The organism is Streptomyces sp. 130 (assembly GCF_007096885.1).
GTDB lineage: Bacteria > Actinomycetota > Actinomycetes > Streptomycetales > Streptomycetaceae > Streptomyces.
This window is the reverse complement of record NZ_VJNO01000001.1, coordinates 139,557-161,636: the sequence shown is the minus strand read 5'-3', so window position 1 is coordinate 161,636 and position 22,080 is coordinate 139,557. Positions and strand designations below refer to the sequence as shown.

General features: G+C 72.8%; 21 protein-coding genes and 2 tRNA genes. 4 read left to right on the top strand and 19 right to left on the bottom strand.

The annotated features are described in order from the left end of the window. Positions 1-42 precede the first annotated feature (42 nt). Complete coding sequence (locus tag FKN01_RS00770) at positions 43-288, top strand: hypothetical protein (RefSeq protein ID WP_185992686.1); 246 nt, start codon at positions 43-45, stop codon at positions 286-288. Positions 289-323: 35 nt separating this feature from the next. Here FKN01_RS00770 and FKN01_RS00765 read toward each other — a convergent pair whose 3' ends face one another. Beyond that, positions 324-1,208: a YceI family protein gene (locus FKN01_RS00765; RefSeq protein ID WP_143615716.1), complete on the bottom strand. Its 885-nt coding sequence runs from the start codon at positions 1,206-1,208 to the stop codon at positions 324-326. A gap of 146 nt (positions 1,209-1,354) precedes the next feature. After that, a complete protein-coding gene (locus FKN01_RS00760) occupies positions 1,355-2,164 on the bottom strand; it encodes an arylamine N-acetyltransferase (protein ID WP_143615715.1) in 810 nt (269 codons plus the stop codon). Between the two features lie 101 nt (positions 2,165-2,265). Here FKN01_RS00760 and FKN01_RS00755 point away from each other — a divergent pair, with 101 nt between their 5' ends. Then, positions 2,266-2,721, top strand: coding sequence for a pyridoxamine 5'-phosphate oxidase family protein (locus tag FKN01_RS00755; protein WP_143615714.1), 456 nt, complete (start codon positions 2,266-2,268; stop codon positions 2,719-2,721). An 89-nt stretch (positions 2,722-2,810) separates the two neighbouring features. Here the strand turns inward: FKN01_RS00755 and FKN01_RS00750 are convergent, their stop codons facing one another. From FKN01_RS00750 to FKN01_RS00715, 8 genes are all read right to left on the bottom strand, one after another. Then, complete coding sequence (locus FKN01_RS00750) at positions 2,811-5,075, bottom strand: ComEC/Rec2 family competence protein (protein ID WP_143615967.1); 2,265 nt, start codon at positions 5,073-5,075, stop codon at positions 2,811-2,813. Between the two features lie 392 nt (positions 5,076-5,467). Then, the gene (locus FKN01_RS32890; protein ID WP_313906122.1) at positions 5,468-6,262 is read right to left on the bottom strand and encodes a helix-hairpin-helix domain-containing protein; all 795 of its coding nucleotides are present in this window, start codon (positions 6,260-6,262) and stop codon (positions 5,468-5,470) included. Positions 6,263-6,625: 363 nt separating this feature from the next. Beyond that, positions 6,626-7,471: a DegV family protein gene (locus FKN01_RS00740; RefSeq protein WP_143615713.1), complete on the bottom strand. Its 846-nt coding sequence runs from the start codon at positions 7,469-7,471 to the stop codon at positions 6,626-6,628. A gap of 153 nt (positions 7,472-7,624) precedes the next feature. Next, positions 7,625-8,356, bottom strand: coding sequence for a hypothetical protein (locus FKN01_RS00735; protein ID WP_143615712.1), 732 nt, complete (start codon positions 8,354-8,356; stop codon positions 7,625-7,627). Positions 8,357-8,493: 137 nt separating this feature from the next. Further along, a complete protein-coding gene (gene leuS, locus FKN01_RS00730) occupies positions 8,494-11,361 on the bottom strand; it encodes a leucine--tRNA ligase (protein ID WP_143615711.1) in 2,868 nt (955 codons plus the stop codon). 291 nt (positions 11,362-11,652) lie between these two features. Beyond that, positions 11,653-11,725, bottom strand: a tRNA-Ala gene (locus FKN01_RS00725). Positions 11,726-11,839: 114 nt separating this feature from the next. Then, entirely contained in the window at positions 11,840-12,073 is a 234-nt protein-coding gene (locus tag FKN01_RS00720; protein ID WP_018103228.1) for a hypothetical protein, read from the bottom strand. 133 nt (positions 12,074-12,206) lie between these two features. Next, positions 12,207-13,682 (bottom strand): MFS transporter, encoded by a 1,476-nt coding sequence (locus FKN01_RS00715; protein WP_260696727.1) that lies wholly within the window; start codon positions 13,680-13,682, stop codon positions 12,207-12,209. Positions 13,683-13,784: 102 nt separating this feature from the next. Between FKN01_RS00715 and FKN01_RS00710 the strand changes: the two genes are divergently transcribed. Then, positions 13,785-14,675: a helix-turn-helix transcriptional regulator gene (locus FKN01_RS00710; protein ID WP_143615709.1), complete on the top strand. Its 891-nt coding sequence runs from the start codon at positions 13,785-13,787 to the stop codon at positions 14,673-14,675. Between the two features lie 49 nt (positions 14,676-14,724). On the opposite strand, the gene FKN01_RS00705 is transcribed toward FKN01_RS00710, so the two are convergent. The 7 genes from FKN01_RS00705 to FKN01_RS32385 all read right to left on the bottom strand — a co-directional run bounded on the left by FKN01_RS00705 (position 14,725) and on the right by FKN01_RS32385 (position 18,963). Further along, positions 14,725-14,797, bottom strand: a tRNA-Ala gene (locus FKN01_RS00705). A gap of 118 nt (positions 14,798-14,915) precedes the next feature. Beyond that, positions 14,916-15,569 (bottom strand): histidine phosphatase family protein, encoded by a 654-nt coding sequence (locus FKN01_RS00700; RefSeq protein ID WP_143615708.1) that lies wholly within the window; start codon positions 15,567-15,569, stop codon positions 14,916-14,918. Beyond that, positions 15,566-15,997 carry a ribosome silencing factor gene (gene rsfS / locus FKN01_RS00695; protein ID WP_143615707.1) on the bottom strand — a complete coding sequence of 144 codons (432 nt, stop codon included), beginning with the start codon at positions 15,995-15,997 and terminating at the stop codon, positions 15,566-15,568. The genes FKN01_RS00700 and rsfS overlap by 4 nt, the downstream gene beginning before the upstream one ends. Positions 15,998-16,143: 146 nt before the next feature. Continuing rightward, positions 16,144-17,889 (bottom strand): LCP family protein, encoded by a 1,746-nt coding sequence (locus tag FKN01_RS00690; protein WP_143615706.1) that lies wholly within the window; start codon positions 17,887-17,889, stop codon positions 16,144-16,146. Positions 17,890-17,908: 19 nt separating this feature from the next. Beyond that, positions 17,909-18,526: a nicotinate-nucleotide adenylyltransferase gene (gene nadD / locus FKN01_RS00685; RefSeq protein ID WP_143615705.1), complete on the bottom strand. Its 618-nt coding sequence runs from the start codon at positions 18,524-18,526 to the stop codon at positions 17,909-17,911. Positions 18,527-18,564: 38 nt separating this feature from the next. Continuing rightward, positions 18,565-18,726, bottom strand: coding sequence for a hypothetical protein (locus FKN01_RS32390; RefSeq protein WP_018518201.1), 162 nt, complete (start codon positions 18,724-18,726; stop codon positions 18,565-18,567). Between the two features lie 84 nt (positions 18,727-18,810). Then, complete coding sequence (locus FKN01_RS32385) at positions 18,811-18,963, bottom strand: hypothetical protein (RefSeq protein ID WP_185992685.1); 153 nt, start codon at positions 18,961-18,963, stop codon at positions 18,811-18,813. Between the two features lie 113 nt (positions 18,964-19,076). On the opposite strand from FKN01_RS32385, the gene FKN01_RS00680 reads away from it, so the two are divergent. Continuing rightward, the gene (locus FKN01_RS00680) at positions 19,077-20,201 is read left to right on the top strand and encodes a M48 family metallopeptidase (protein WP_143615704.1); all 1,125 of its coding nucleotides are present in this window, start codon (positions 19,077-19,079) and stop codon (positions 20,199-20,201) included. Here the strand turns inward: FKN01_RS00680 and FKN01_RS00675 are convergent. After that, entirely contained in the window at positions 20,116-21,255 is a 1,140-nt protein-coding gene (locus FKN01_RS00675; protein ID WP_143615703.1) for a hypothetical protein, read from the bottom strand. The two genes, FKN01_RS00680 and FKN01_RS00675, sit on opposite strands and share 86 nt — an antisense overlap. A 195-nt stretch (positions 21,256-21,450) precedes the next feature. After that, complete coding sequence (locus FKN01_RS00670; RefSeq protein ID WP_143615702.1) at positions 21,451-22,038, bottom strand: hypothetical protein; 588 nt, start codon at positions 22,036-22,038, stop codon at positions 21,451-21,453. Positions 22,039-22,080: the final 42 nt, after the last annotated feature.

The following is a 22,080-nucleotide window of genomic DNA, read 5'->3' as shown; positions in this document are numbered from 1 at the left end:
GCCGGGTCCGCCGTGCCCTCCCCCGTATCCGAGAATGGGCACGTGAGCGATGAGAGACATGTGCTGGTGCTGCCCGACCGCGAGGCTGCCGAGGAGCTGGCGGAGGAGCTCGCCGACCGCTTCGGCGTCACCGACGAACCGCAGCTCGTACGCGACGCGCTGGCCGGTGAGGACGATGCCGAGGACGCCCAGTGGCTGGTCGTCGTGGAGGACCCGGACCACCGTCTCGACCCGGCGGCGCTCGACGCCTTCGCCGCGGAGTACGAGGGGTGGCTGGAGGCGCCGTAGGCCCGGCGCCCCCGGTTCCCGTCCCGCGGCTGGACTCAGCCCTTCGGGACGATCTGGACGTCCATCTCGATGGAGATGCTCGGGCCGACGACGGCGATGCCGCGCGCCAGCATCGTCTGCCAGGTGAGGGTGAAGTCCTCGCGGTGCAGCTGCGTGGTGGCGCGGCAGGCGGCCCGGGACTCGCCCTCCATTCCGTTGCCGAGCCCGAGGTACTGGGTGTCGAGGGTCACCGTGCGGCTCACCCCGTGCAGCGTGAGCGCACCGGTCACACCCCAGCGGGTCCCGCCCCGGTGCACGAAGCGGTCGCTGTAGAACTCCAGCGTCGGGTACCGGCCGACGTCGAGGAAGTCGCTGGAACGCAGGTGGTCGTCGCGCATCTGTACGTTCGTGTCGATCGACGCGGCGTCGATGATGACGTGCATCGCCGAGTTCTCCATGCGGTCGGCGATGCGCACCGCCCCGGCGAAGGTGTTGAACCGGCCGTGGATTCGGGCCATTCCGATGTGCCGCGCGGTGAAACCGATCTGGGAGTGCGTCGGTTCGATCTCCCAGTCGCCCGGCTCGGGCAGCTGCGGCGGGGCGGCGACCTGGAGGGTCACATCGCCGAGGCTCGCATGGCCGCCCTCGGTGACCGTGGCCGAGCCGTGGAAGGGGGTGAAGCCCTCCGCCGTGACGGCCAGCCGGTACTCCCCCGCCGGGACCGTGGCCATGACGCTGCCGTACGGGTCGGTCTCGCCTCCGACCACCTTGCGTCCCACCCGGTCCGTCAGCACGAACTCCGCCAGCGGCACGGGCTCGTTGACCGGGTCGAGCACCCGGCAGCTGAGGACGCCCGCCGAGTCCGGCACCACCAGTCCGGCGAGGGCGTTGCCCCGAGCGGCACCCGTCGCACCCTTGTTTCCGAACCAACGGCCGAACATCTTCACGCACTCCCGGGCACTCGCTCACCTCGGGCCGGATGGCAGACATCGTTGTCGAAGCAGCGGCCCGCCGACGTGCATGCATTCGACCACCATTGAGGCGTTCGAGGCAAACAGAGTGGCTCGCAGTGGCTTGGGCGCAGGTGTTACCGAAGGTCCGTATTTCCGGGAAGCCGGTCCAGGCGCAGGCCGAAGTGGTTCCGATAGGCGGCCAGCACCTCGTCGTCGCCGGCCAGCGGCGTCTCGTGCCGCCGGCCGCCGATCGTGGTGAGGAGCTTGCGGCCGCTGAGGGTGATCCGGCCGTCGTCCGTGCAGCGCGAGCAGACCGGGGCCCGGGTGAAGTGGGAGTCGGGCGAGGTGCGGTGGTACCAGGCACCGGCCCGGAAGTCGGCCAGCTCCCTGGCCCGCCGCTCCAGCCGGAACCGGGGCCTGCCGTCGCACAGGACGTCGAGGTCCCCGGGCTCCCCGCCGTCGGCCCCGGCCGGGGCGATCCGGAAGACGCCGCCCGGGTCCTCCTGATCGGCGCGGTCGTCGAGCGCGAGCGGGTGCCTGGCGTGGTCGCCGAAACCGACGTCGGCGAGCCACGGCCCGGTCCCGTCCTCCGTCTCGACGCGCAGTGCGAGGTGGTCGTACGGGATGCCGAGCCGTCCCCCGTCACCGTGGGCCCGGGCCTGAAGAAGGGTGACGCGGAACCCGAGTGCCCGCAGCAGTACGGCGAACGCGCCGTTGAGTTCGTAGCAGAAGCCGCCGCGCTCGCGGGCCACGATCTTGTCCAGGAGCGGTCCTTCCTCCAGCACGATGTCCTCGCCGAGGTGGATGGAGAGGTTCTCGAAGGGCACGGTGAGGAGGTGGCGCCATTGCAGTTCCCGCAGCGCCGAGGCGTCGGGGCGCGCGGGCCTGGCCGCGCCGATGCGGTCCAGGTAGGCGTCGATGGTCTGCGGCAGCTGGGGGTCCATGGGGCCAGTCTGTGCCGCAGCCCCGGCCGCGCGCCATGCGCCACTGGTCCTAGGTCCGGCGACGGTGTTACGCCCACGGCGTGCCGGTTAGCGTGCGCCGCATGCCCCTCCCGGAACCGGCGCGCAGCCGTGAACAGCGCAAGCAGGACGTACTCGACCGCCTGGAGAAGGACACGGACGCCTGGGTGTCCACGGCCTCCGCCGACGGGACGCCGGCCCTGGTGCCGCTGTGGTTCCTGTGGGACGGGGAGACCTTGCTGATGGCGACCCGGCGCACCAACCCGACGGCGGTCAACCTGACGCCGGCCGGGAGGGCCCACATCGCCCTGGGCCACACCCGCGACGTGGTCATGATCGAGGCGTCGGCCGAGGTGGTGGAGGGCGCGGATCTTCCGCAGGAGTCCGGCGATGCGTTCGCCGCGAAGTTCTCCTGGGACCTGCGGGGGCGCCCCGCCTGGGTGTACCTCCGCTTCACCCCGTACGCGGTCCGGGCCTGGCGGGAGTCCAACGAGCAGCCCGGCCGCGAGCTGATGACGGACGGGCGCTGGCTGGTCTGAGGCCGGCGCCCCGGAGGCTGTCGTGGTGCCCGGCGCATCCGGCCGGACCGGCGCGTGGAGCACCGCGCGCCGCCTCGCCCCGTACCCCGTCATGACCGCCCCACCGCCCGCAGCCCGCTCCCCGCACCGGTCACCGCGATCGCCCCGTCCCTGTCGGTGCGGAGCACCACCGCCCCCTGCTCCGCGAGCGCGTCGACCGTCCGGGGCGCCGGGTGCCCGTACGGGTTGTCCCGGCCCACGCTCACCAGCGCGAACCTGGGCCGGACGGCCCGCAGCAGGGCGCTGTCCTGGTGCGCGGAGCCGTGGTGGGCGACCTTCAGCACGTCCACCCGGGGCAGCTCCGGACGGCTCAGCAGCAACGCCTGCTGGGCGGGCGGTTCCAGGTCGCCCGGCAGCAGCAGGGTGAGCCCGCCGGACCGGACGAACAGGGTGACGCTGGCATCGTTCGGGTCCAGCGGAACGTCGTACGGGGCGGGCCCGGCGGCCGGGGCGGAGCCCGCCGCACCCGGTGGCCACAGCACCTGCCAGTCCAGCTCGCCGATCCGCCGCCGCTCTCCGGGCGCGGCCCGCAGGACGGGCACACCGGCCCCCGCCGCCGTTCTCCGGACGAACGCGGCCTGCTCCGGCGGCTCGTCCAGGCTCGTCGTCTCGATCGCCCCCACCGCCCTGCCGCGCAGCACCCCGGACAGGCCCCGCACATGGTCGGCGTGGAAGTGGGTGAGCAGGAGCAACGGGACCCGGGTCACGCCCAGTTCGCTCAGGCACCGGTCGACGAGCCGGGGATCGGGGCCCGCGTCCACGACCACGCCGGAGCCCCGCCCCGCCGCGAGCACCAGGGCGTCCCCCTGTCCGACGTCGCACATGGCGAACGCCCAGCCGGGCGGCGGCCACCCGGTCAGCACCCGGGTCAGCGGCGCCGGCCGGAGGACCGCGAGGACCAGCAGCAGCACGGCGGCCGAGCAGACCCAGGGGCGGCGCCCGGCCCAGCGCGCGGCCGGCACCAGGGCCAGGGTCACGGCGGCCAGCAGCGCGGCCCCGGACAGGCCGTCGGGCCAGTCGGTCTCCGCCCCGGGGAACGCCGCTCCGGTCCTGGCCACCGAGGCGATCCACCCGGCCGGCCACCCCGCGACCCGGGCGAGCAGCCCGGCCGCCGGCATCGCCACCGGTGCCAGGGCCAGCGTGGCGAACCCGAGGACCGTGGCCGGCGCCACGGCGAACTCCGCCAGCAGATTGCACGGAACCGCCACCAGACTCACCCGGGAGGCGAGCAGCACGACCACGGGCGAGCACACCGCCTGCGCTGCGACCGCGGCGGCCAGCGCCTCCGCCAGCCGGGGCGGCACCCGGCGCCGGCGCAGCGCCTCGCTCCAGCGCGGGGCGAGGGTCAGCAGTGCGCCGGTGGCCAGCACCGACAGCACGAAGCCGTAACTGCGCGCCAGCCACGGGTCGTACAGCACCAGGAGCAGCACGGCGGCGCACAGCGCGGGGATCAGCGTCCGGCGTCGCCCGGTGCCGATCGCGAGGAGCGTGATCAGCCCGCACGCGGCGGCCCTCAGCACACTAGGTTCGGGCCGGCAGACCAGGACGAAGGCGAGCGTGAGCCCGCCGCCGAGCAGCGCGGTCATCCGCAGGGAGATCCCCAGCCTGGGCGCCAGTCCGCCGCGTTCGGCCCGCAGCGCCCGGCCGGGCGGCCCGATGAGCAGCACGAGCAGAATCGCCAGGTTCGATCCGGAAACGGCCAGCACGTGTGTGAGGTCGGTCGCCCGGAACGCGTCGTGCAGCTCGGGGGTGACCCGTGAGGTGTCCCCGACGACCAGTCCGGGCAGCAGGGCCCGTGCGTCGGGGCCCAGTCCGTCAGTGGCTTCGCGCAGCCCGGCGCGCAGTCTGCCCGCCGTGCGCTGGAGGAGGCTGGGCGGCCCGGTCACCCTGGGCGGTGCCTTGCCGTCGGGCCGCAGCACGGCAGCGACCCGTTCGCCCTTGTGCATGGGTGGCGCCAGCCGCCCGTCGATCCGCAGGCCGGTGGAGGGCAGCAGCCGCTGCCATGCCGCCGCCGCGCCGCCCGGCGGGACGATGACCAGGACCGGGGTCCGCAGCCGGACGGACGTGCCGTCGGGCCGCGTCAGCCGGGTGACCTCCGCGTCGAGGAGCAGGGAGGCGGGCGTGCTGTGGTCGCCGCGCACCCGGGGGAACGTGCGCCGGGCGTCGGAGGTGAGGGTGATCTCCGCCTGGACGCGCGCGAACTGCCGGGCCAGCCCGGGCACGGGGCCGCGGCGCGCGTCGGCGCCGTGCAGACCGGCGGACGCCGCCCCGGCCGCCGCGCAGAGCAGCACCGCCGCGACGGCCGTCGTCCGCAGCCGCCCCCGCGCGCGGGCGGCTCCGGGCACGGGGACGGCGTCGGCCGCGCTCCCCGCCCCGGCGTCACCGGCTTCCCCGCCCACGCCCGCCGCCCCGGCCCCGCCGCCCTCGCCCGCCGTACGGGACCGGCGCAGGCCCACCGCGAGGAGCACCATCGCCGTCCCCAGGCAGAGCACGACCCCCATCGCCGCCCAGTGCCCGGGAGCGCTCACCGCGAGCCCGGCACCTGCCCAGGCCGCCGCTGCCGGGGCGAGCAGCCGGAGGTCGGCCGGGCCCTCCTGCCGGGGGTCGGAGAGCCCCAGCCGCCTGCCCGACGCCGCGTGGATGTCCGGCTCCGCGTGGCCCCCCGGCTCGGCGCGCAGGCCCGGCGCCCCGGGGGCGTCCCCCGCGCTCACGGCCGCACCCGGGGCCGCAGATCCGCGAACCGGCGGTCGCCGATCCCGTTGACCTCGCGGAGTTCGTCGACCGAGCGGAAGCCGCCGTGCTGCGTGCGGTAGTCCACGATGTGCTGGGCGAGGACGGGCCCGACGCCCGGCAGCCCCTCCAGCTGTTCCGCCGTCGCGGTGCTCAGGCTCACCGGCCCGGCCCCCGCCCCGTCACCGGCAAGGCCGCCCGGGGCGGGCGCCGGCACCGGCGGGGCGCCCACCACGATCTGCTCGCCGTCCATGAGCACCCGGGCCCGGTTGAGCCCCGCCAGGTCCGTCCCGGGCCGGGCCCCGCCGGCCGCTGTCAGCGCGTCGTCCACCCGCGATCCGGCGGGCAGCCGGCGCAATCCCGGGTCCCGCACCTTGCCGCTGACGTCCACCACGATCTGCCCGCCGGCTCCCGCGGTGGGCGCGGCTCCGGGGGACGGCTCGGGCCGGCCGCCGTCCTCCGGAGCCGCGTCCGGCGCCGGCGCGTGCGCCGCCTCACCGACCGTGTCCGGTGCCCGCACGTCCGCGGGCCGGGCGGACCAGAAGTGCGTCCCCGCGAGCACGGCGGCCGCGACCAGGACCACGGCGAGCGCGGCGAGGGTCCTCGGCTCCAGGCCGCATCTGAGCTGCACCCACATCGGCAGCCGCTCCCGCACCGCGAACACGGCCGCCGTCCACCGCCCCACGGGCGCCGCGTCCGCCGCACCCGGGGGCGCCTCCCCCTCGCCACCCGCCGCACGGGGCGCCGCGGCCGGCACCGCGGCGACGGGCACGTCCGCCCCCCACCGCGCGACGCGGCCCCCGGACCCGTCCGCCAGCAGCGCGTCGGCCCTGCTGCGCGCCGCCGCGACCGCCTCCGCGCGGGCCGTGGTCCGGCGTCGGCGGCCTGGTCCCGGGCGCGCCGCTCGTCGCAGCCGCCCGTCGGAATCCGGGGCGCGGCCGGGGCCTGCGCCCGGTCCGCCGGGTCCGCTGGTTGCACGATGTGATCGGGAAGCCATGACCCAGGACGCTAAGCACTCCGGTCACATCCCGCTGAGCACCGGCGATTTCCGTGGACAACGGGCCCATTGTGGATAACTCGGCCACTCCGGAGAGTGATGCTTCCGCTGGGCGGGGTGCGCCTCAGCGCGGTGAGATCAGCGCGGTGAGATCACCGCGCCCAGCAGCCCCGGCCCGGTGTGCGCGCCGATCACCGCCCCGACCTCGCTGACGTGCAGGTCCGCGAGGCCGGGCACGCGATCCCGCAGCCGCTCCGCCAGCCGATCCGCCCGCTCGGACGCCGCGAGGTGGTGCACCGCGATGTCGACGGGCCCGCTGCCCGCGCGCTCGGCGACGATCTCCTCCAGCCGGGCGATGGCCTTCGAGGCCGTCCGTACCTTCTCCAGCAGCTCGATCCGGCCGCCGTCGAGCTGGAGCAGGGGCTTGACGGCGAGAGCCGAGCCGAGCAGGGCCTGCGCGGCGCCGATCCGGCCGCCCCGGCGCAGGTAGTCCAGGGTGTCGACGTAGAAGTAGGCGGAGGTGCCCGACGCGCGCTTCTCGGCAGCCGCCACCGCATCGTCCAGGCCGCCGCCCGCTTCGGCCGTCTCGGCGGCGGACAGGGCGCAGAAGCCGAGGGCCATCGCGACCATGCCCGTGTCGACCACGCGCACCGGCACCGGGGCGTCCTTCGCCGCGAGCACCGCCGCGTCGTACGTACCGGAGAACTCCGCCGACAGGTGGAGCGAGACGATGCCGCTCGCACCGGCCTCCGCGACGGCCCGGTAGGTGGTGGCGAAGACTTCGGGGCTGGGCCGGGACGTCGTCACGGAACGGCGTTTCTGGAGGGCCATAGCCAGCGAGCGGGCCGAGATCTCGGTGCCCTCCTCCAGGGCCTGATCGCCCAGCACCACGGTCAGCGGCACCGCCGTGATGCCGTGCCGCCGCATCGCGTCGGGCGGCAGGTAGGCCGTGGAATCGGTGACGATCGCGACATGGCGGGACATGCCCCGGAGGTTACCCGCAGTCGCGCGGGGCAGGCAGTCCGACCCCGCGCGACTGATCAGCCACGGTCGCTTCGCATCGCATCCTGCCACCCTCGGTCAGCGGTGGTCGCGACGTTCCCCGGAGCGTCCCGGCCGGCCGACGGGCGGCCGTCCTCAGAGGGTGGTCTCGGGGCGGGCCGTCTTCTCCCACGGGTAGGCGGTGCTCCGCCGGGCATCCCGGGCGGTGATGGCCTCGGGCGCCTTCCGGAGGTCCCCGTCCGGCACATCGGGCGCCTTCCGGAGGCCCCCGTCCGCGTCCGCCTCGCCGCCCCACTCCGGCGACGGGCCCGGCGTCCCTTCCGCCGTCGTCCAGTGCCGCAGCGCCCCCGCCTCCACGTCGATCTGCGCGTTCAGCGCCGACAGCTCGTCGTCGGCGAACTTGCGGGCCCGGTCCCGGGCCGCCCAGCGCAGCGAGTCGGCTGACCGGGTGATCTGCGCGGTGCGCTCCTTGAGGCCCGGAAGCCGCGAAGTGACCGTCGCCTTGTCGGGCTCGCGCTCCAGCGCCTTCAGCTCCGCGTCCAGCTCGTGTCCGTGTGCGCTGAGCCGGTCGAACAGTCCCAAGGACTCCGACAGCGACGCGTCCTCGGCCACGCCCGCCCGCAGGGCCTCCTGGGTGGCGCGCATCGACGTGCGCAGCGAGAGGCGCAGCTGCGCCAGCTCACCGCCGACGCCCAGCTGCCCGTAGCTCTTGGCCCTCAGGGTGGTGTCCTCGACGGTGCGGCGCGCCTGTGTGATCGTGCGGTCCACGCCACGCCTGGCCGCCCCGACCACCTTGACCGTCGCGTAGACGCCCAGGGCCATGAAGGCGACGACGAGCAGCCCCAGAATCAGGATCACGGCTTCCATGAGCGCCCCTCGGATCGTGTGACGGCCTTCGGTACAGCTACACCGGTTCTCTCCACCGTAAACGGAACGGGCAGGTTGGGGGTTCCGGCGGAACCCCCAACCTGCCCGTAGGGGAAAGCCCCCACCCGCCTTCGCGACTAGGCGGGAACGACGTTCACCAGCTTCGGCGCGCGGACGATGACCTTGCGGATGTCCGCGCCGTCCAGCGCGGCGACGACGGCCGGGTCGGCCAGGGCCAGGGCCTCCAGCTCCGCGTCGGTGATCGACGGGGAGATCTCCAGACGCGCCTTGACCTTGCCCTTCACCTGCACCACGCAGGTCACGGTCTCGTCCACCACGTAGGCCGGGTCGGCCACCGGGAAGGCCTGGTGCACGACCGACTCCGTGTGGCCCAGCCGGTGCCACAGCTCCTCGGCGATGTGCGGGGCCAGCGGCGCCACCAGCAGCACCAGGGCCTCGGCGACCGGGCGGGGCAGCGGGCCGCCCGCCTTGGTCAGGTGGTTGTTCAGCTCGGTGACCTTGGCGATCGCCGTGTTGAAGCGCAGGCCGGCCATGTCGCCGCCGACCCCGTCGATGGCCTTGTGCAGCGCGCGCAGCGTGTCCTCGCCGGGCTCGGAGTCGACCACGGTGACCTCGCCGGTCTCCTCGTCGACGATGTTGCGCCACAGCCGCTGCAGCAGCCGGTACTGGCCGACGACCGCACGCGTGTCCCACGGCCGCGACACGTCCAGGGGGCCCATGGCCATCTCGTACAGGCGCAGCGTGTCCGCGCCGTACTCCTCGCAGATCTCGTCCGGCGTGACGGCGTTCTTCAGGGACTTGCCCATCTTGCCCAGGACACGGGAGACCTTCTCGCCCTGGTAGTAGAACGCCCCGTCGCGCTCCTCGACCTCGGCCGCCGGAACCGCGATGCCGCGGCTGTCCCGGTAGACGAACGCCTGGATCATGCCCTGGTTGTACAGCTTGTGGTACGGCTCGGCGGAGGAGACGTGGCCCAGGTCGTGCAGCACCTTGGACCAGAAGCGCGCGTACAGCAGGTGCAGCACGGCGTGCTCGGCACCGCCCACGTACAGGTCGACGCCTCCGGTCGGCTGCCCCTCGCGCGGGCCCATCCAGTACTCCTCGACCGCCGGGTCGACCAGCTTCTCGGAGTTGTTCGGGTCCAGGTAGCGCAGCTGGTACCAGCAGGAGCCGGCCCAGTTGGGCATGGTGTTGGTCTCGCGGCGGTACTTCTTCGGCCCGTCGCCCAGGTCCAGCGTGACGTTGACCCAGTCGGCGTTGCGCGACAGCGGGGTCTCGGGCTGGGTGTCGGCGTCGTCCGGGTCGAAGGTGCGCGGCGAGTAGTCGTCGACCTCGGGCAGCTCCAGCGGCAGCATCGACTCGGGCAGCGGGTGGGCGATGCCCTCCTCGTCGTACACGATCGGGAAGGGCTCGCCCCAGTAGCGCTGGCGGCTGAACAGCCAGTCGCGCAGCCGGAAGTTGACGGTGCCCTCGCCGACGCCGTGCTCCTTCAGCCACTCGGTGATGCGGGCCTTGGCGTCGGCGACGCCCAGACCGTTCAGCGAGATCGCGTCGTTGGCGGAGTTGACCAGCTTCGCGTCGTACGAGGCGAAGGCCTCCTCCCACGTCGAGGCGTCGGTGCCGCGGTCGTCCGACGGCTCGACCACGCAGCGCATCGGCAGCTCGAAGGCGCGCGCGAACGCGAAGTCGCGCGCGTCGTGCGCCGGTACGGCCATGATCGCGCCGGTGCCGTAGCCCATCAGGACGTAGTCGGCGATGAAGACGGGGATCTGCTCGCCGCTGACGGGGTTGGTGGCGTACGCACCGGTGAAGACACCGGTCTTGTCCTTGGCCTCGGCCTGCCGCTCGACGTCCGACTTGGCGGCGGCCTGCTTGCGGTACGCGGTGACCGCCTCGGCCGGGGAGGCGTGGCCGCCCGTCCAGACCGGGTGGGTGCCCTCGGGCCAGGCGGCGGGGATGATCCGCTCGACCAGCTCGTGCTCCGGCGCCAGGACCATGTAGGTGGCGCCGAACAGGGTGTCCTGGCGGGTCGTGAAGACGGTGACGCTGCCCGCGCCGTCGACCGGGAAGTCGACCCGCGCGCCCTCGGAGCGGCCGATCCAGTTGCGCTGCTGCAGCTTGATCGCCTCGGGCCAGTCCAGCCCGTCCAGGTCGTTCAGCAGCCGGTCGGCGTAGGCGGTGATGCGCATGTTCCACTGGCGCAGCTTCGCCTTGAAAACGGGGAAGTTCCCGCGCTCGGAGCGGCCGTCGGCGGTGACCTCCTCGTTGGCCAGGACGGTGCCCAGGCCGGGTGCCCAGTTGACCGGCGCGTCGGACGCGTAGGCCAGCCGGTACTCGCCCAGGACGTCGGCGCGCTCGGCGGCGCTCAGCGCGGACCAGTCACGGCCGTCGGGGGTGGCGCGCTCGCCGCTCTCGAACTGGGCGACCAGCTCGGCGATGGGCCGGGCGCGGGCCGCCTCGGTGTCGTACCAGGAGTTGAAGATCTGCAGGAAGATCCACTGGGTCCACTTGTAGTACTCGGACTCGATCGTGGCGAACGAGCGGCGCTTGTCGTGGCCCAGGCCCAGCCGGCGCAGCTGTGCCTTCATGTTCTCGATGTTGGCCTCGGTGGAGACCCGCGGGTGCGTGCCGGTCTGCACGGCGTACTGCTCGGCGGGCAGGCCGAAGGCGTCGAAGCCCAGGGTGTGCAGGACGTTGTGCCCGGTCATCCGCTGGTGGCGGGCGACGACGTCGGTGGCGATGTAGCCCAGCGGGTGGCCGACGTGCAGTCCCGCACCCGACGGGTACGGGAACATGTCCATGATGAACTTCTTGGGCCTGGCGGCCAGCTCCGGGTCATCTGCCAGGTCACCAGACGGGTTGGGTGCCTCGTACGTGCCCTCGGCGTCCCAGAAGTCCTGCCAGCGTGCCTCGATGTCGGCGGCCATCGCTGCCGTGTAGCGGTGCGGCGCAGCGGCGTCCGCTGCGGTATTCGTCTCGCTCATGATCCTCAAAGCTCCATCGATCGTCATCTGCCGGCATCCACGTCTACGGACACACGTCCTTGGAAACGAAAAATCCCCTCGCACAGGAGGGGACGCCGCGCTGATTCCGACCAGGCGTTCTCACCGGTCGGGACTGATCAGCGCGGCTCGCTAAGCAGAAGGGCTACGGCACGCATGGCGCCAGGGTACCGCACCGGGCCGCTCCCCCTCCGGGCCATGGCCGCTGACCGGCCTCCGCACACAGAACGGCGGGCCATCCGATTGGGATGACCCGCCGTTCCTTCTTCGCTGTGGAGCTAAGGAGAATTGAACTCCTGACCTCTTGCATGCCATGCAAGCGCTCTACCAACTGAGCTATAGCCCCTCGTTGTGTTGCCCGGTCTCCCTGGCGACATCGAGAACAGTACCGGTCACCCGGGCCGTCCACCAAATCGATTCCCCTCCGCCCGGTTTTCGCCCACCGGAGGAGGGGAAGCGGTCAGGCCGTGGCGAAGGAGTAGAAGCGTTTGAGAGTGCAGTGCTCCTCGAGGAGCCGGCCGTAGATCGGCTCCCCCTCGAGCTCCCGGTAGGTCTCGATGGGGTCGCCTTTTATGATCAGCGCCCGCGCGCATTCCTCGCACCAGTACTGATAGTCCGCGTTGACCGGGTCCATGTCCCTGACGATGGGCGTACCGCTGCCGCACCAGTCGCACTTCCGCCTGTGTGCTCCCATGGATCAGCTCCGGCCCCGGCGGACGAAAGGCGGCTGCGGAACCTCGTGGCGGCTCCCAGGCATCGCGCACACCCTCCCGTTCGGTCCGTCGCCCCCTCCGGCGGTCCGATTCTGCCATGACCCCGCAAGAGGGTCAGCCGACCGCCGTTACCGCCCGCCGCCGCCGCACGAGCCCCGCCGCGGCCCCCGCGCACGCCACCGCGGCCAGGGCCAGTTCGCAGACCCACAGCGCGTGCCCCGACCCCTGCGGCCCCGGCGTGCCGAGACGGTTGAGGTAGAGGGTGCCGATGGCGGCGACGCCCATGACCTGCCCGAGCTGGGTCACGGTCACCAGCACACCGCTGGCGTCGGCGGCGTCCTGGGGACGTACGTCCGCCAGGGCGCCCGCGAGGTTGGGACTGAACGCGAGAGCCATACCCACGCCGATGAGCACGAAACCCGCGTACAGGGCGACGCCCCCGCCGCCCCCGTCCCGCAACGCAAGACCGGACACCGCGGCCCCGGCCACCAGCACCCCGAACCCGCCGGGCACCAGGTGGCGCCGGAGCCGGTCCGGCCACCGCCGCCACGTCAGCCCGGCCACGCCGAAGGCCACCGCCGTCGGTGCGCACATCAGTCCCGCACGCAGCGCCGAGTACCCGAGTCCGCCCTGGAGGTGCAGGGTCAGCGTGAAGAGGAAGCCCCCATTCGCGGCCATCACCAGCAGGAGGCGCACCGCCGCGACGGCGATTCCGGGCAACCGGAGCACACGGGGCGCGATCAGGGGCGCACCCCCGCGCGCGGCGAGCCGTGTCTCGTACGCCACGAAGGCGGCGAGGACCACCGCGCAGGCGACCAGGCACACCCACGTCCAGTCCGGCCAGCCCAGTTCCTGGCCGAGTACCAGCGGCACGGTCAGCAGCGTGACGGCCGCCGCGAGGAGGACCAGGCCCACCGGGTCGAACCCGCGCGCCCGCGCCTCCCGCCGGGCCTCCCCGGTGCGCGGCTCGCCCGGCAGCACCCGCACGCCGACCGCCAGCAGGACGAGCCCGATCGGGACGTTGACCAGGAAGACCGGCCGCCAGCCCGTCCCGAACAGGTCGATGCTCACCAGCACCCCGCCGAGGACCTGCCCCGCAGCGGCCCCGGTGGCCAGCACGGCGCTGTAGGCACCGATGGCGCGCAACCGCGCCGCTCCGGTGAAGTGCTGCTGGATCAGGCTGAGCACCTGCGGAATCATCACCGCCGCACCCGCCCCCTGGATCACCCGGAAGGCGATCAGCTGGCCCGAGCCCGTGGCCAGTCCGCAGGCGAGCGAGGCGGCGGTGAAGACGGCGAGTCCGGCCAGATGCGCGCGTCCGTGGCCGAACACACCGCCGAGCCGGGCGCCGGCGACGAGCAGGACGGCGTACGAGATGGTGTATCCGGCCACCACGAGCTGCAACTGGGCGTCGGAAGCGCCGAGTTCGGTACGGATCGTCGGCGCGGCGACGTTCACGATGATGATGTCGAGCATGGCCATGAACTGCGCCGTCAGCACGACGGCGAGCAGCCGCGCGGGGGTCTTGTCAGTGGCAGGGGCTTTACTGGTGACGGAGCGTGAGGCCGTCGTTTCGGATGTCGCGGTCATGCGTTCCAGGCTGGTGCCGGTCGCATACGGGTAACGAGAGCCCACCGATGCTGGTACTGGCAGCACCTGGCAACAGCCGGGCGCAGCACCGACGATGGGGGCGTGACGACGGTGACGACACAGCAGCACACCCGGCGGAACGGATCGGCGCCCGGCAGGCGCTCCGAGCTCGCCGCCTTCCTGCGTGGCCGCCGGGCCCGGGTGACACCGGCCGACGTGGGCATGGCGCCGGGCTTACGGCGGCGCACCCCCGGCCTGCGGCGCGAGGAGGTCGCCCAGCTCTCCGGCGTCGGCGTGACCTGGTACACCTGGCTGGAGCAGGGCCGCCCGATCAACGCCTCCCCACAGGTCCTGGACGCGGTGGCGAGGACCCTGCGGCTCGACCCGCCGGAGCGCGCGCACCTGTACGAGCTGGCGGGCGTCGCCTGTCTCCCGGGGAGGGAGTCCGACACCGTCGAGGTCGGCGACGAGGTCCAGGGCGTCATCGACGCGCTCGACCCGCTCCCCGCCGTCGTCTACAACGCGCGCTACGACGTGCTGGCGACGAATCCGGGCTACCGGGACCTCTTCGGCATTCCCGTCATGCGGGGCACCCGCGTGCGCAACGCGCTGTGGTCGCTGTTCACGGCGCCGGAGGAGGAGTGCCCGGTCGTGCACCGCTCCCAGGAGCTGCCCCTGATGGCGGCGACCCTGCGCAGCGGTTACGGACGCCATGCGGGCGAGCCCGCGTGGGAGTCGTTCATCGCGGCGCTGTCGGAGGCCAGCCCCTACTTCGCGAAGCTGTGGCGCAGCGGGGACGTCGTCCCGCCGGGGAGCCGGGTGAAGACCTTCCGGCACTGGGCGGTGGCCGGGGAGATACGGATGACCTCGGTGTCGCTGACCATCAACGGGCTGCCGGAGTGCCGGATCGTCACGTACACCCCGGTCGACGAGGAGAGCAGGGAGCTGCTCGCCGCGCTGCGGGCACACCACCGGAGCGCTGAAGACCGGTGACCGCACATGCGGGAATCCCGCCCCCTGACGGGGACGGGATTTCCGATTGTGGAGCTAAGGAGAATTGAACTCCTGACCTCTTGCATGCCATGCAAGCGCTCTACCAACTGAGCTATAGCCCCGCTGTCCGCTGTGTTTCCCTGCGCTCCCGCGCTGCGAACAAGAAGAACTCTAGCCTGTGACCAGCCGGAAAGGGAAATCCGGCCCCCACCGCCCCGGAGGGCGGCCGGCGACGACCGGTCAGGTGTCGTCGCCGAGCACCGGTTCGGGCAGGGTGCCGGCGTTGTGCTCCAGCAGCCGCCAGCCGCGGGCGCCCTCGCCGAGCACGGACCAGCAGCAGTTGGTCAGCCCGCCGAGCCCCTCCCAGTGATGGGCCTCCAGACCCAGCAGTCGGCCGATGGTCGTCCGGATGGTGCCGCCGTGGCTGACGACGACCAGCGTGCCGCCGTCGGGCAGCTTCTCCGCGTGCCCGAGGACCACGGGGGCGGCCCGGTCGGCGACCTCGGTCTCCAGCTCACCGCCGCCGCGCCGCACGGGCTCGCCGCGCTTCCAGGCGGCGTACTGCTCGCCGTACCGCTCCACGATCTCCTCGTGGGTCAGGCCCTGCCAGGCGCCCGCGTAGGTCTCACGCAGACCCGCGTCGTGCACCACGGCGAGCCCGGTGACCGCGGCCAGCTCGGCGGCCGTGGCCGCGGCCCGCCGCAGGTCGGAGGCCACGATCGCGTCCGGCTTCAGCGAGGCGAGCAGCCGGGCGGCCCGGCGGGCCTGCGCGACGCCGGTCCCGGTCAGCTCGATGTCCGTGGAGCCCTGGAAGCGGCGTTCCAGATTCCATGCCGTCTGACCGTGCCGCCACAGGACGATCCTGCGGCCCCTGCCGCTCCTGCTGCCGTTCAGCTCTGCTCACCTTCCGTACCGCCGTTGAGCTGCGCGTGCTCGGCGGCCTTGCCGCGGGTCTTCACCGCGTCCTCGGGCAGGTCGAGCTCCGGGCAGTCCTTCCACAGGCGCTCCAGCGCGTAGAAGACGCGCTCCTCGCTGTGCTGGACGTGGACGACGATGTCGACGTAGTCGAGGAGGATCCACCGGGCGTCGCGGTCGCCCTCGCGGCGGACCGGCTTGGCGCCGAGTTCCTTCTGGAGCCGCTCCTCGATCTCGTCGACGATCGACTTGACCTGGCGGTCGTTGGGGGCCGAGGCCAGCAGGAAGGCGTCGGTGATCGACAGCACGTCGCTGACGTCGTAGGCGATGATGTCGTGCGCGAGCCGGTCGGCGGCCGCCTGGGCGGCGGCGTTGATGAGCTCGATGGAGCGGTCAGTGGCGGTCACAAGCAGGCTTTCGTCGTCGGTCGGGTAGACCTCTAGGGTCTCACGGGGAACCGCCCGCCCACGCAGTCATATTCCGTGGCCGTCCGAGGCGCGCCCCGGGGAGGCCCGGGCCGCGCCGGCCCCGGGCCTCCCCGGCCGCTCCGCGGCTACTCGGCCTTGTAGTCCTGGCCGAGGAGGACGGACACGTCCGCGTTCCCGGCCGGCTTGCCCTTCTCGACCGAGCTCGTCGGCAGTCCCAGGGTCTTGGCGACCTGGGTCGCCTTCTCCTTGTCGGCCGCCTCGGCGTAGACCACCTGCGACGAGGCGACCGCGTCGGCCTTCCCGCTGTTGACGAAGGCGAAACCGCCGTTGACCAGCTTGCCCCGGGCGGACTCGGTGGAGCCGGTGTCACCGGTGGCGTTCCTGATCCCTACCCGGATCACCCCGTCCGCCGACGGCGCCTTGACCGTGCCGCCGAGGATGCCCTTGACCACGCTCTCGGTCGCCGCGTCGGTGAGGGTGCCGTCGTCCTGCACCGGCAGCAGCGCCGTCTTGTAGTCGCCGATCTTGGCGTGCTGGGCCAGCTTCGCCAGCGAGGCGCCGAGATCCTTCTCGGGCAGCGACGGGTCGAGGATCTGGGCCAGCGTCTGGACGGTGACCGTGGCGGCCTGCGGGTCGTCGGACATCTTGCGCAGCACCCCGCGCATGACCTGCCCGAACCGCATCAGCTGCTTGGCCTCGGCCTCGCCGGGCCCCCGGTACGTGGCGTACGCGACGGCCATCTGGCCGCTGAGGGTCTGCGCCTCGCCCTTCTTCACCAGGTCGCCGGAGCCCTTCTTCGCGCCCGGCACGGCGGTGTCGGTGTCGACCTCGATGTTGCCGACGAGGTCGACCAGATTCTCCAGGTACGGCGTGTCGAGCCGCCAGGTCCCGCTGATGTCGGTGCCCAGCAGGGCGTCCAGGGAATCCCGGGTCCCGGACGTGCCGTCGTCCTCGACCGACTTGCCGAGCGTGGTGGTGGTGCCGTCCTCCTCGGAGACCGCGAGGGAGTTGGGGAGCAGGACCGTGGTGCCCTGCTTGGTGGTGACGTTGTCGACGAGCAGGGCGGTGGACGTGCCGCCGGACTTGGTGTTGTGGAGGTGGACCACGATGACGTCCCGGCGCTGCGGACCGGTCGTCGCGGTGTTCTCCTTCTCCCCGTCGGACATGCCGGGGAGCTTGTCCGACGACCACAGGTAGCCGACGCCGCCGAGCACGGCCAGCACCCCGGCGACGAGCAGCGCGACGATCCGGTTGCGGCCCCGGCGACGCGCCTCCTCGCGGCGCTCGCTGCGGCTCTCGGTGAACTTGAGCCAGTCGATGACGTCCTCGGAGTCCTCGTCGGGCTCCTCGATGAAGGCGAACTGCTCGGTGCGGTAGTCGTCGCCGCCACGGCGCTGCCCGGGCACGGCCGGCTCCGGCGCCGGACGCGGTCCTGGCTCGCGGGGCGGGGCGGGCGCGGCGGGGGCCGCGGCCTGCTGCGGAATGCTCCACTGCTGGGTCGTGTCGACCGCGGCGGGCTGCTGTCCGGCGTCGTGGACGGGCTGCTGCTGTCCGGTGTCATGGACGGGCTGCTGCTGCCCCGTGTCGTACCCGTACCGGTCGTAGCCGTAGTCCTGGTGCGGGGCCTGCTGGGGCTGGGCCGCGTAGGGGTCGTACGGCTGCGGCGGAGCGGGGGGCTGCTGGGCGTACGGGTCGTAGCCGTACCCCTGCCCGCCGCCCTGGGGCGCCTGGCCACCGTACGGGTCCGGCTGCTGCTGCTGCTGCGCGTACGGGTCGTACTGCTGCTGGTACACCGGCTGCCCGTACTCGTCGTAGCCGATGATCTGCGGCTGCTGCTGGTACGGGTCGTACGGGTTCTGTCGGTCGTTCACCGGTGCCCCTTTCCGTGGCTCACTCGCCGCGGTACAGCTGGCGCTTGTCGATGTAGCGGACCACGCCGTCGGGCACGAGGTACCAGACCGGTTCGCCCTGGGCGACCCTCGCGCGGCAGTCCGTCGAGGAGATCGCGAGCGCGGGGACCTCCACCAGGGAGACGCCCCCCTTCGGCAGCCCGTCGTCCGTGAGCAGATGGCCCGGCCGGGTCACGCCGATGAAGTGGGAGAGCGAGAACAGCTCGTCGGCGTTGCGCCAGGTGAGGATCTGGGCGAGCGCGTCGGCGCCGGTGATGAAGAAGAGGTCCGCGTCCTCGTGGGCCTCGCGCAGGTCCCGCAGGGTGTCGATCGTGTACGTCGGGCCCTTGCGGTCGATGTCGCTGCGGCTGACCGAGAACTGCGGGTTGGACGCCGTCGCGATGACCGTCATCAGATAGCGGTCCTCCGCCGGGGACACGTGCTTGTGGCTCTTCTGCCACGGCTGCCCGGTCGGTACGAAGATCACCTCGTCGAGGTGGAACTGGGCGGCCACTTCACTGGCCGCCACCAGGTGTCCATGATGAATCGGGTCAAACGTCCCGCCCATCACGCCGAGTCGGCGTTTCACGCGGCCGGTAGGCACTTCCTGCTCTCCCATGCGTGCAGAGCCTACTGGCACAGCTGTACGCCTCTGCCTCAGCGGTCGCGGTTGAAGCGCGTGGTGATCCACAGAAGGAGGAGAAGCACGACAAAGGCACCGCCACCGGTGAGGTAGGGGCTGAGGCTTTCGTGATTGCCGCCGTGCTCGCCCTCGGCGGCGACGGTGACCAGCTGGTGTGCGGTGCTCGTGAGGCTCATCTTCGGCAGGACCTATCGATCGGGAGTCGGGGGGAAGACGTCGCGGACATCGTATGCGGGCGCCCCGGGCACGCTCACGCCGACTCAGTCGTTGTTGTCGTCGTTGCGGTATCCGCGGAGCAGGAACCAGGCCAGCAGAGCGGCTCCCAGCAGGGAGGCGACCAGCACGATGCGGATCGTGTTGCCCGGCCCCTGGTCCCCGGATGCGGCGGCGAACAGAGCAACGGTGTGCGGCATGTCGGGCGTCTCCTCAGTTATCCACAGCCCCCCGCACACCGTAGCCCCAGCACCTAGGCTGGGCGGCGTCAGGGGGCGAGCGACGTCTCGTACGAACACAGGGGGCCCATGTCATGACCAGCAGCCACGAGAGCCGGAACCACGTACCGAGCAGGCAGCGCAAGCGTTTCCCGGGAATCTCCTCCCGCGCGTACGAGCACCCCGCGGACCGGTCCGCGCTGGTCGCGCTGCGCAGGCTGAGCGGCTTCGACACCGTCTTCAAGGCGCTGAGCGGACTGCTGCCGGAGCGCAGCCTGCGCCTCCTCTTCCTGTCGGACTCCGTCCGGGTGAGCGACGCCCAGTTCGCGCACCTCAACGACATGCTCCGGGACGCCTGTTACATCCTGGACCTGGAGAAGGTCCCGCCGATGTACGTCAACCAGGACCCCAAGCCCAACGCCATGTGCATCGGGCTGGACGAGCCGATCATCGTGGTGACCACGGGCCTGGTGGAGCTGCTGGACGAGGAGGAGATGCGGGCGGTCGTCGGCCACGAGGTCGGACACGCCCTCTCGGGCCACGCGGTGTACCGCACGATCCTCCTCTTCCTCACCAGCCTGGCGCTCAAAGTCGCCTGGATTCCCCTGGGGAACGTCGCGATCATGGCGATCGTGACCGCGCTGCGCGAGTGGTTCCGCAAGTCGGAGCTGTCGGCGGACCGGGCCGGGCTGCTGGTCGGCCAGGACATACAGGCGTCGATGCGCGGCCTGATGAAGATCGCCGGCGGCAACCACCTCCACGAGATGAACGTGGACGCGTTCCTCGCCCAGGCCGACGAGTACGAGAAGTCCGGCGACCTGCGCGACTCGGTGCTCAAGATCCTCAACGTGCTGCCCCGCTCGCACCCGTTCACCACGGTCCGCGCCGCCGAACTGAAGAAGTGGTCGGAGACCCGCGACCACCAGCGGATCATGGACGGCCACTACCCGCGCCGGGACGAGGACAAGGACACCTCGGTGACGGACTCGTTCAAGGAATCCGCCGCGCATTACGCCGATTCGGTGCGCAACAGCAAGGATCCGCTGATGAAGCTCGTCGGCGACATAGCGGGCGGTGCCGGGGACCTGGGCGGCAAGCTGCGCGACAAGTTCACCGGCGGCGCCAAGGGCGGTGCTACGGGTGGCTCCGCGCGGCCGTCCGGGCCGGAGGGGCCGGAGGGCCCTGAGGACTCGCGGGGGCCTTCGGCGGAAGGGAGCTGACCTCCAGCGTCCCGCAGAGAGCGGCGACGGGCCGGTTGGTGGCGTACGGGTCGGTGCCGGCCGGTCCGCGCGAGACCGCCCGCTGGCCGGCGAGCAGCGGGCGCAGGGCTCCCGAGGCGTCGGCCGGGCAGGACTGCGGGCCCGCCTGGAGGTAGCTGGTCTGTGCCTCCAGCCGGTGCAGCCGCAGGTCCTCCCGGTCGAACCGGAAGCGCATCTCCCGCCGCACGGTGAACAGGGAGGCGCCGCCCTTCGGCTGGGGGCCCGACACGGCGGGCCGCAGGGCGTAGGTGAAGGTGTGGTCCGAGACGACCTCCAGGGCGTCGGACCCGGTCTGGGTGTAGCGCAGGGTGCCGCGGACCCGGATCTCGGGGTCCGGGGCGACCTGGGCCGGGTCGAAGCGGACGAGCCAGCCGGTCGCGGCGTGCTGCCCGTCGTCGTAGGGCTCGTCGACGCTGCGCTCGAACTGCTCCATCTGGTCCGGGTCGAGCAGTGCTTCCACAGGGCGCACCGTGTTTCCGCTGAGTACGTCGGGGTCGAGCGAGGAGGCGGCCAGATAGTCCTTGACGGTGGCCAGGGCGGCGCTCACCTCGCTCTCCGAGAAGTCGGCGGTGCGCCGGGCGGGCGGCGGGTTGATGCCGTCGCGGCCCTTCGGATAGTGGGCGGCGGGGCTGCTCGCGAAGAGGGCGGCGGGGGTGCCCGCGGGGACGGCGCCGCGCGGGGCGAGGGGGACGAGGGTCATCCGCAGGGGTTCGGGCTTCCGGGCGGTGGCGGGGGTCTCGTAGGGGTGGCTCAGGCCCATGAAGACGGCCGTCCCGAAGGCAAGGGCGATGAGGATCATCAGGGCGATGGCGATCCGGGAACCGTTGCGGTAGGCCCGGCCGGGCAGGCTCCGGACGGCGCGGGCGTGCTGCCCCATGCGTTCCTGGGCGGAGAATTCCTGCAGTCGGGCGGCCCGTACGAAGGACTCGTCGAAGACGAGTGAGCCGTAGTCGTCGTCCGGGCCGTGCGCGCCGTTCTCCGCCGGGCCGTCGGGCGGATCTCCGCGGTGTGCCATGACTTCTCCCGACTCCGTGAGAAGTCCCCTCTTCGGACGGAGGAGGGGTCATACCTTCAGGGTGGGTCGAACATGACGACGGTAAACGCGGTGACGCCCGGCAACCACCGGGGAGTTCCACCGGACCGCCGGACGGAGGAGCGAGGCCGCCGGCCCGCCCCCGGCCGGAGTGCGCGGGTCAGGGGTGCGCGCGGGTCAGGGGGTGCGCGGGACGGCGGAGACCATCGGGCGGGAGTGGTCGTCCGCGTCCGAAGGGGCGGAGCCGGGGCCCGGCGCGCTGTCCACACCGGTGGAGGCCGGCGGCGGGACCTGGTCCTGCCGGTCCCCCGAGCCGTTGCGGTAGACGGCGCTGAAGGCCAGGGCGACCATGCCGACGCCCATCAGGACGGCCAGCAGCCAGGCGACCGGCCGGTGCCAGCGGGCCGCCCCCCGGTACGGACGCAGCGCGCCGCCGTGGCGCCCGTAGGGCCCGTGCTCCCGGAAGTCGTCCGCGTCCAAGGGGTCGTAGCCGTCCGGGCCGCCGTAGCCGCCCGGACCGTAGCCCTCGTCGAACAGCTCGTCGTCGAAGGGGCCGCCGCGGGCACCGGCCCGCCGGGCGTCGGCCTCGGCCCGCGCCTCGGCCGCGGCCAGCAGCCGCTCGACGGCGGTCGGTTCGTGGAATTCGGCGGCCCGTACGAAGTCCTCGTCGAACACCACGGAGGCGAAGTCCTCGTCCGCGCCCCCGCGGTCGTCGTCGGGCTCCCAGCCGTCCGGGTACGGCCTGCCCCCCGCGTCGTCCGCCACGGTTTCAGACTAGCCCCGGCGGACCGCTTTGGGCAGGGAGAC

Bases quoted from the DNA above. Each gene is read 5' to 3' on its own strand.
- FKN01_RS00680 (WP_143615704.1), top strand. From the start codon at position 19,077: ATGACCAGCAGCCACGAGAGCCGGAACCACGTACCGAGCAGGCAGCGC.
- FKN01_RS00755 (WP_143615714.1), top strand. From the start codon at position 2,266: ATGCCCCTCCCGGAACCGGCGCGCAGCCGTGAACAGCGCAAGCAGGAC.
- FKN01_RS00720 (WP_018103228.1), bottom strand. From the start codon at position 12,073: ATGGGAGCACACAGGCGGAAGTGCGACTGGTGCGGCAGCGGTACGCCC.
- FKN01_RS00760 (WP_143615715.1), bottom strand. From the start codon at position 2,164: ATGGACCCCCAGCTGCCGCAGACCATCGACGCCTACCTGGACCGCATC.
- FKN01_RS32390 (WP_018518201.1), bottom strand. From the start codon at position 18,726: ATGAGCCTCACGAGCACCGCACACCAGCTGGTCACCGTCGCCGCCGAG.
- FKN01_RS00765 (WP_143615716.1), bottom strand. From the start codon at position 1,208: ATGTTCGGCCGTTGGTTCGGAAACAAGGGTGCGACGGGTGCCGCTCGG.
- leuS (WP_143615711.1), bottom strand. From the start codon at position 11,361: ATGAGCGAGACGAATACCGCAGCGGACGCCGCTGCGCCGCACCGCTAC.
- FKN01_RS00735 (WP_143615712.1), bottom strand. From the start codon at position 8,356: ATGGAAGCCGTGATCCTGATTCTGGGGCTGCTCGTCGTCGCCTTCATG.
- nadD (WP_143615705.1), bottom strand. From the start codon at position 18,526: ATGGGAGAGCAGGAAGTGCCTACCGGCCGCGTGAAACGCCGACTCGGC.
- FKN01_RS32385 (WP_185992685.1), bottom strand. From the start codon at position 18,963: ATGCCGCACACCGTTGCTCTGTTCGCCGCCGCATCCGGGGACCAGGGG.
- FKN01_RS00740 (WP_143615713.1), bottom strand. From the start codon at position 7,471: ATGTCCCGCCATGTCGCGATCGTCACCGATTCCACGGCCTACCTGCCG.
- FKN01_RS00715 (WP_260696727.1), bottom strand. From the start codon at position 13,682: ATGACCGCGACATCCGAAACGACGGCCTCACGCTCCGTCACCAGTAAA.
- FKN01_RS00675 (WP_143615703.1), bottom strand. From the start codon at position 21,255: ATGGCACACCGCGGAGATCCGCCCGACGGCCCGGCGGAGAACGGCGCG.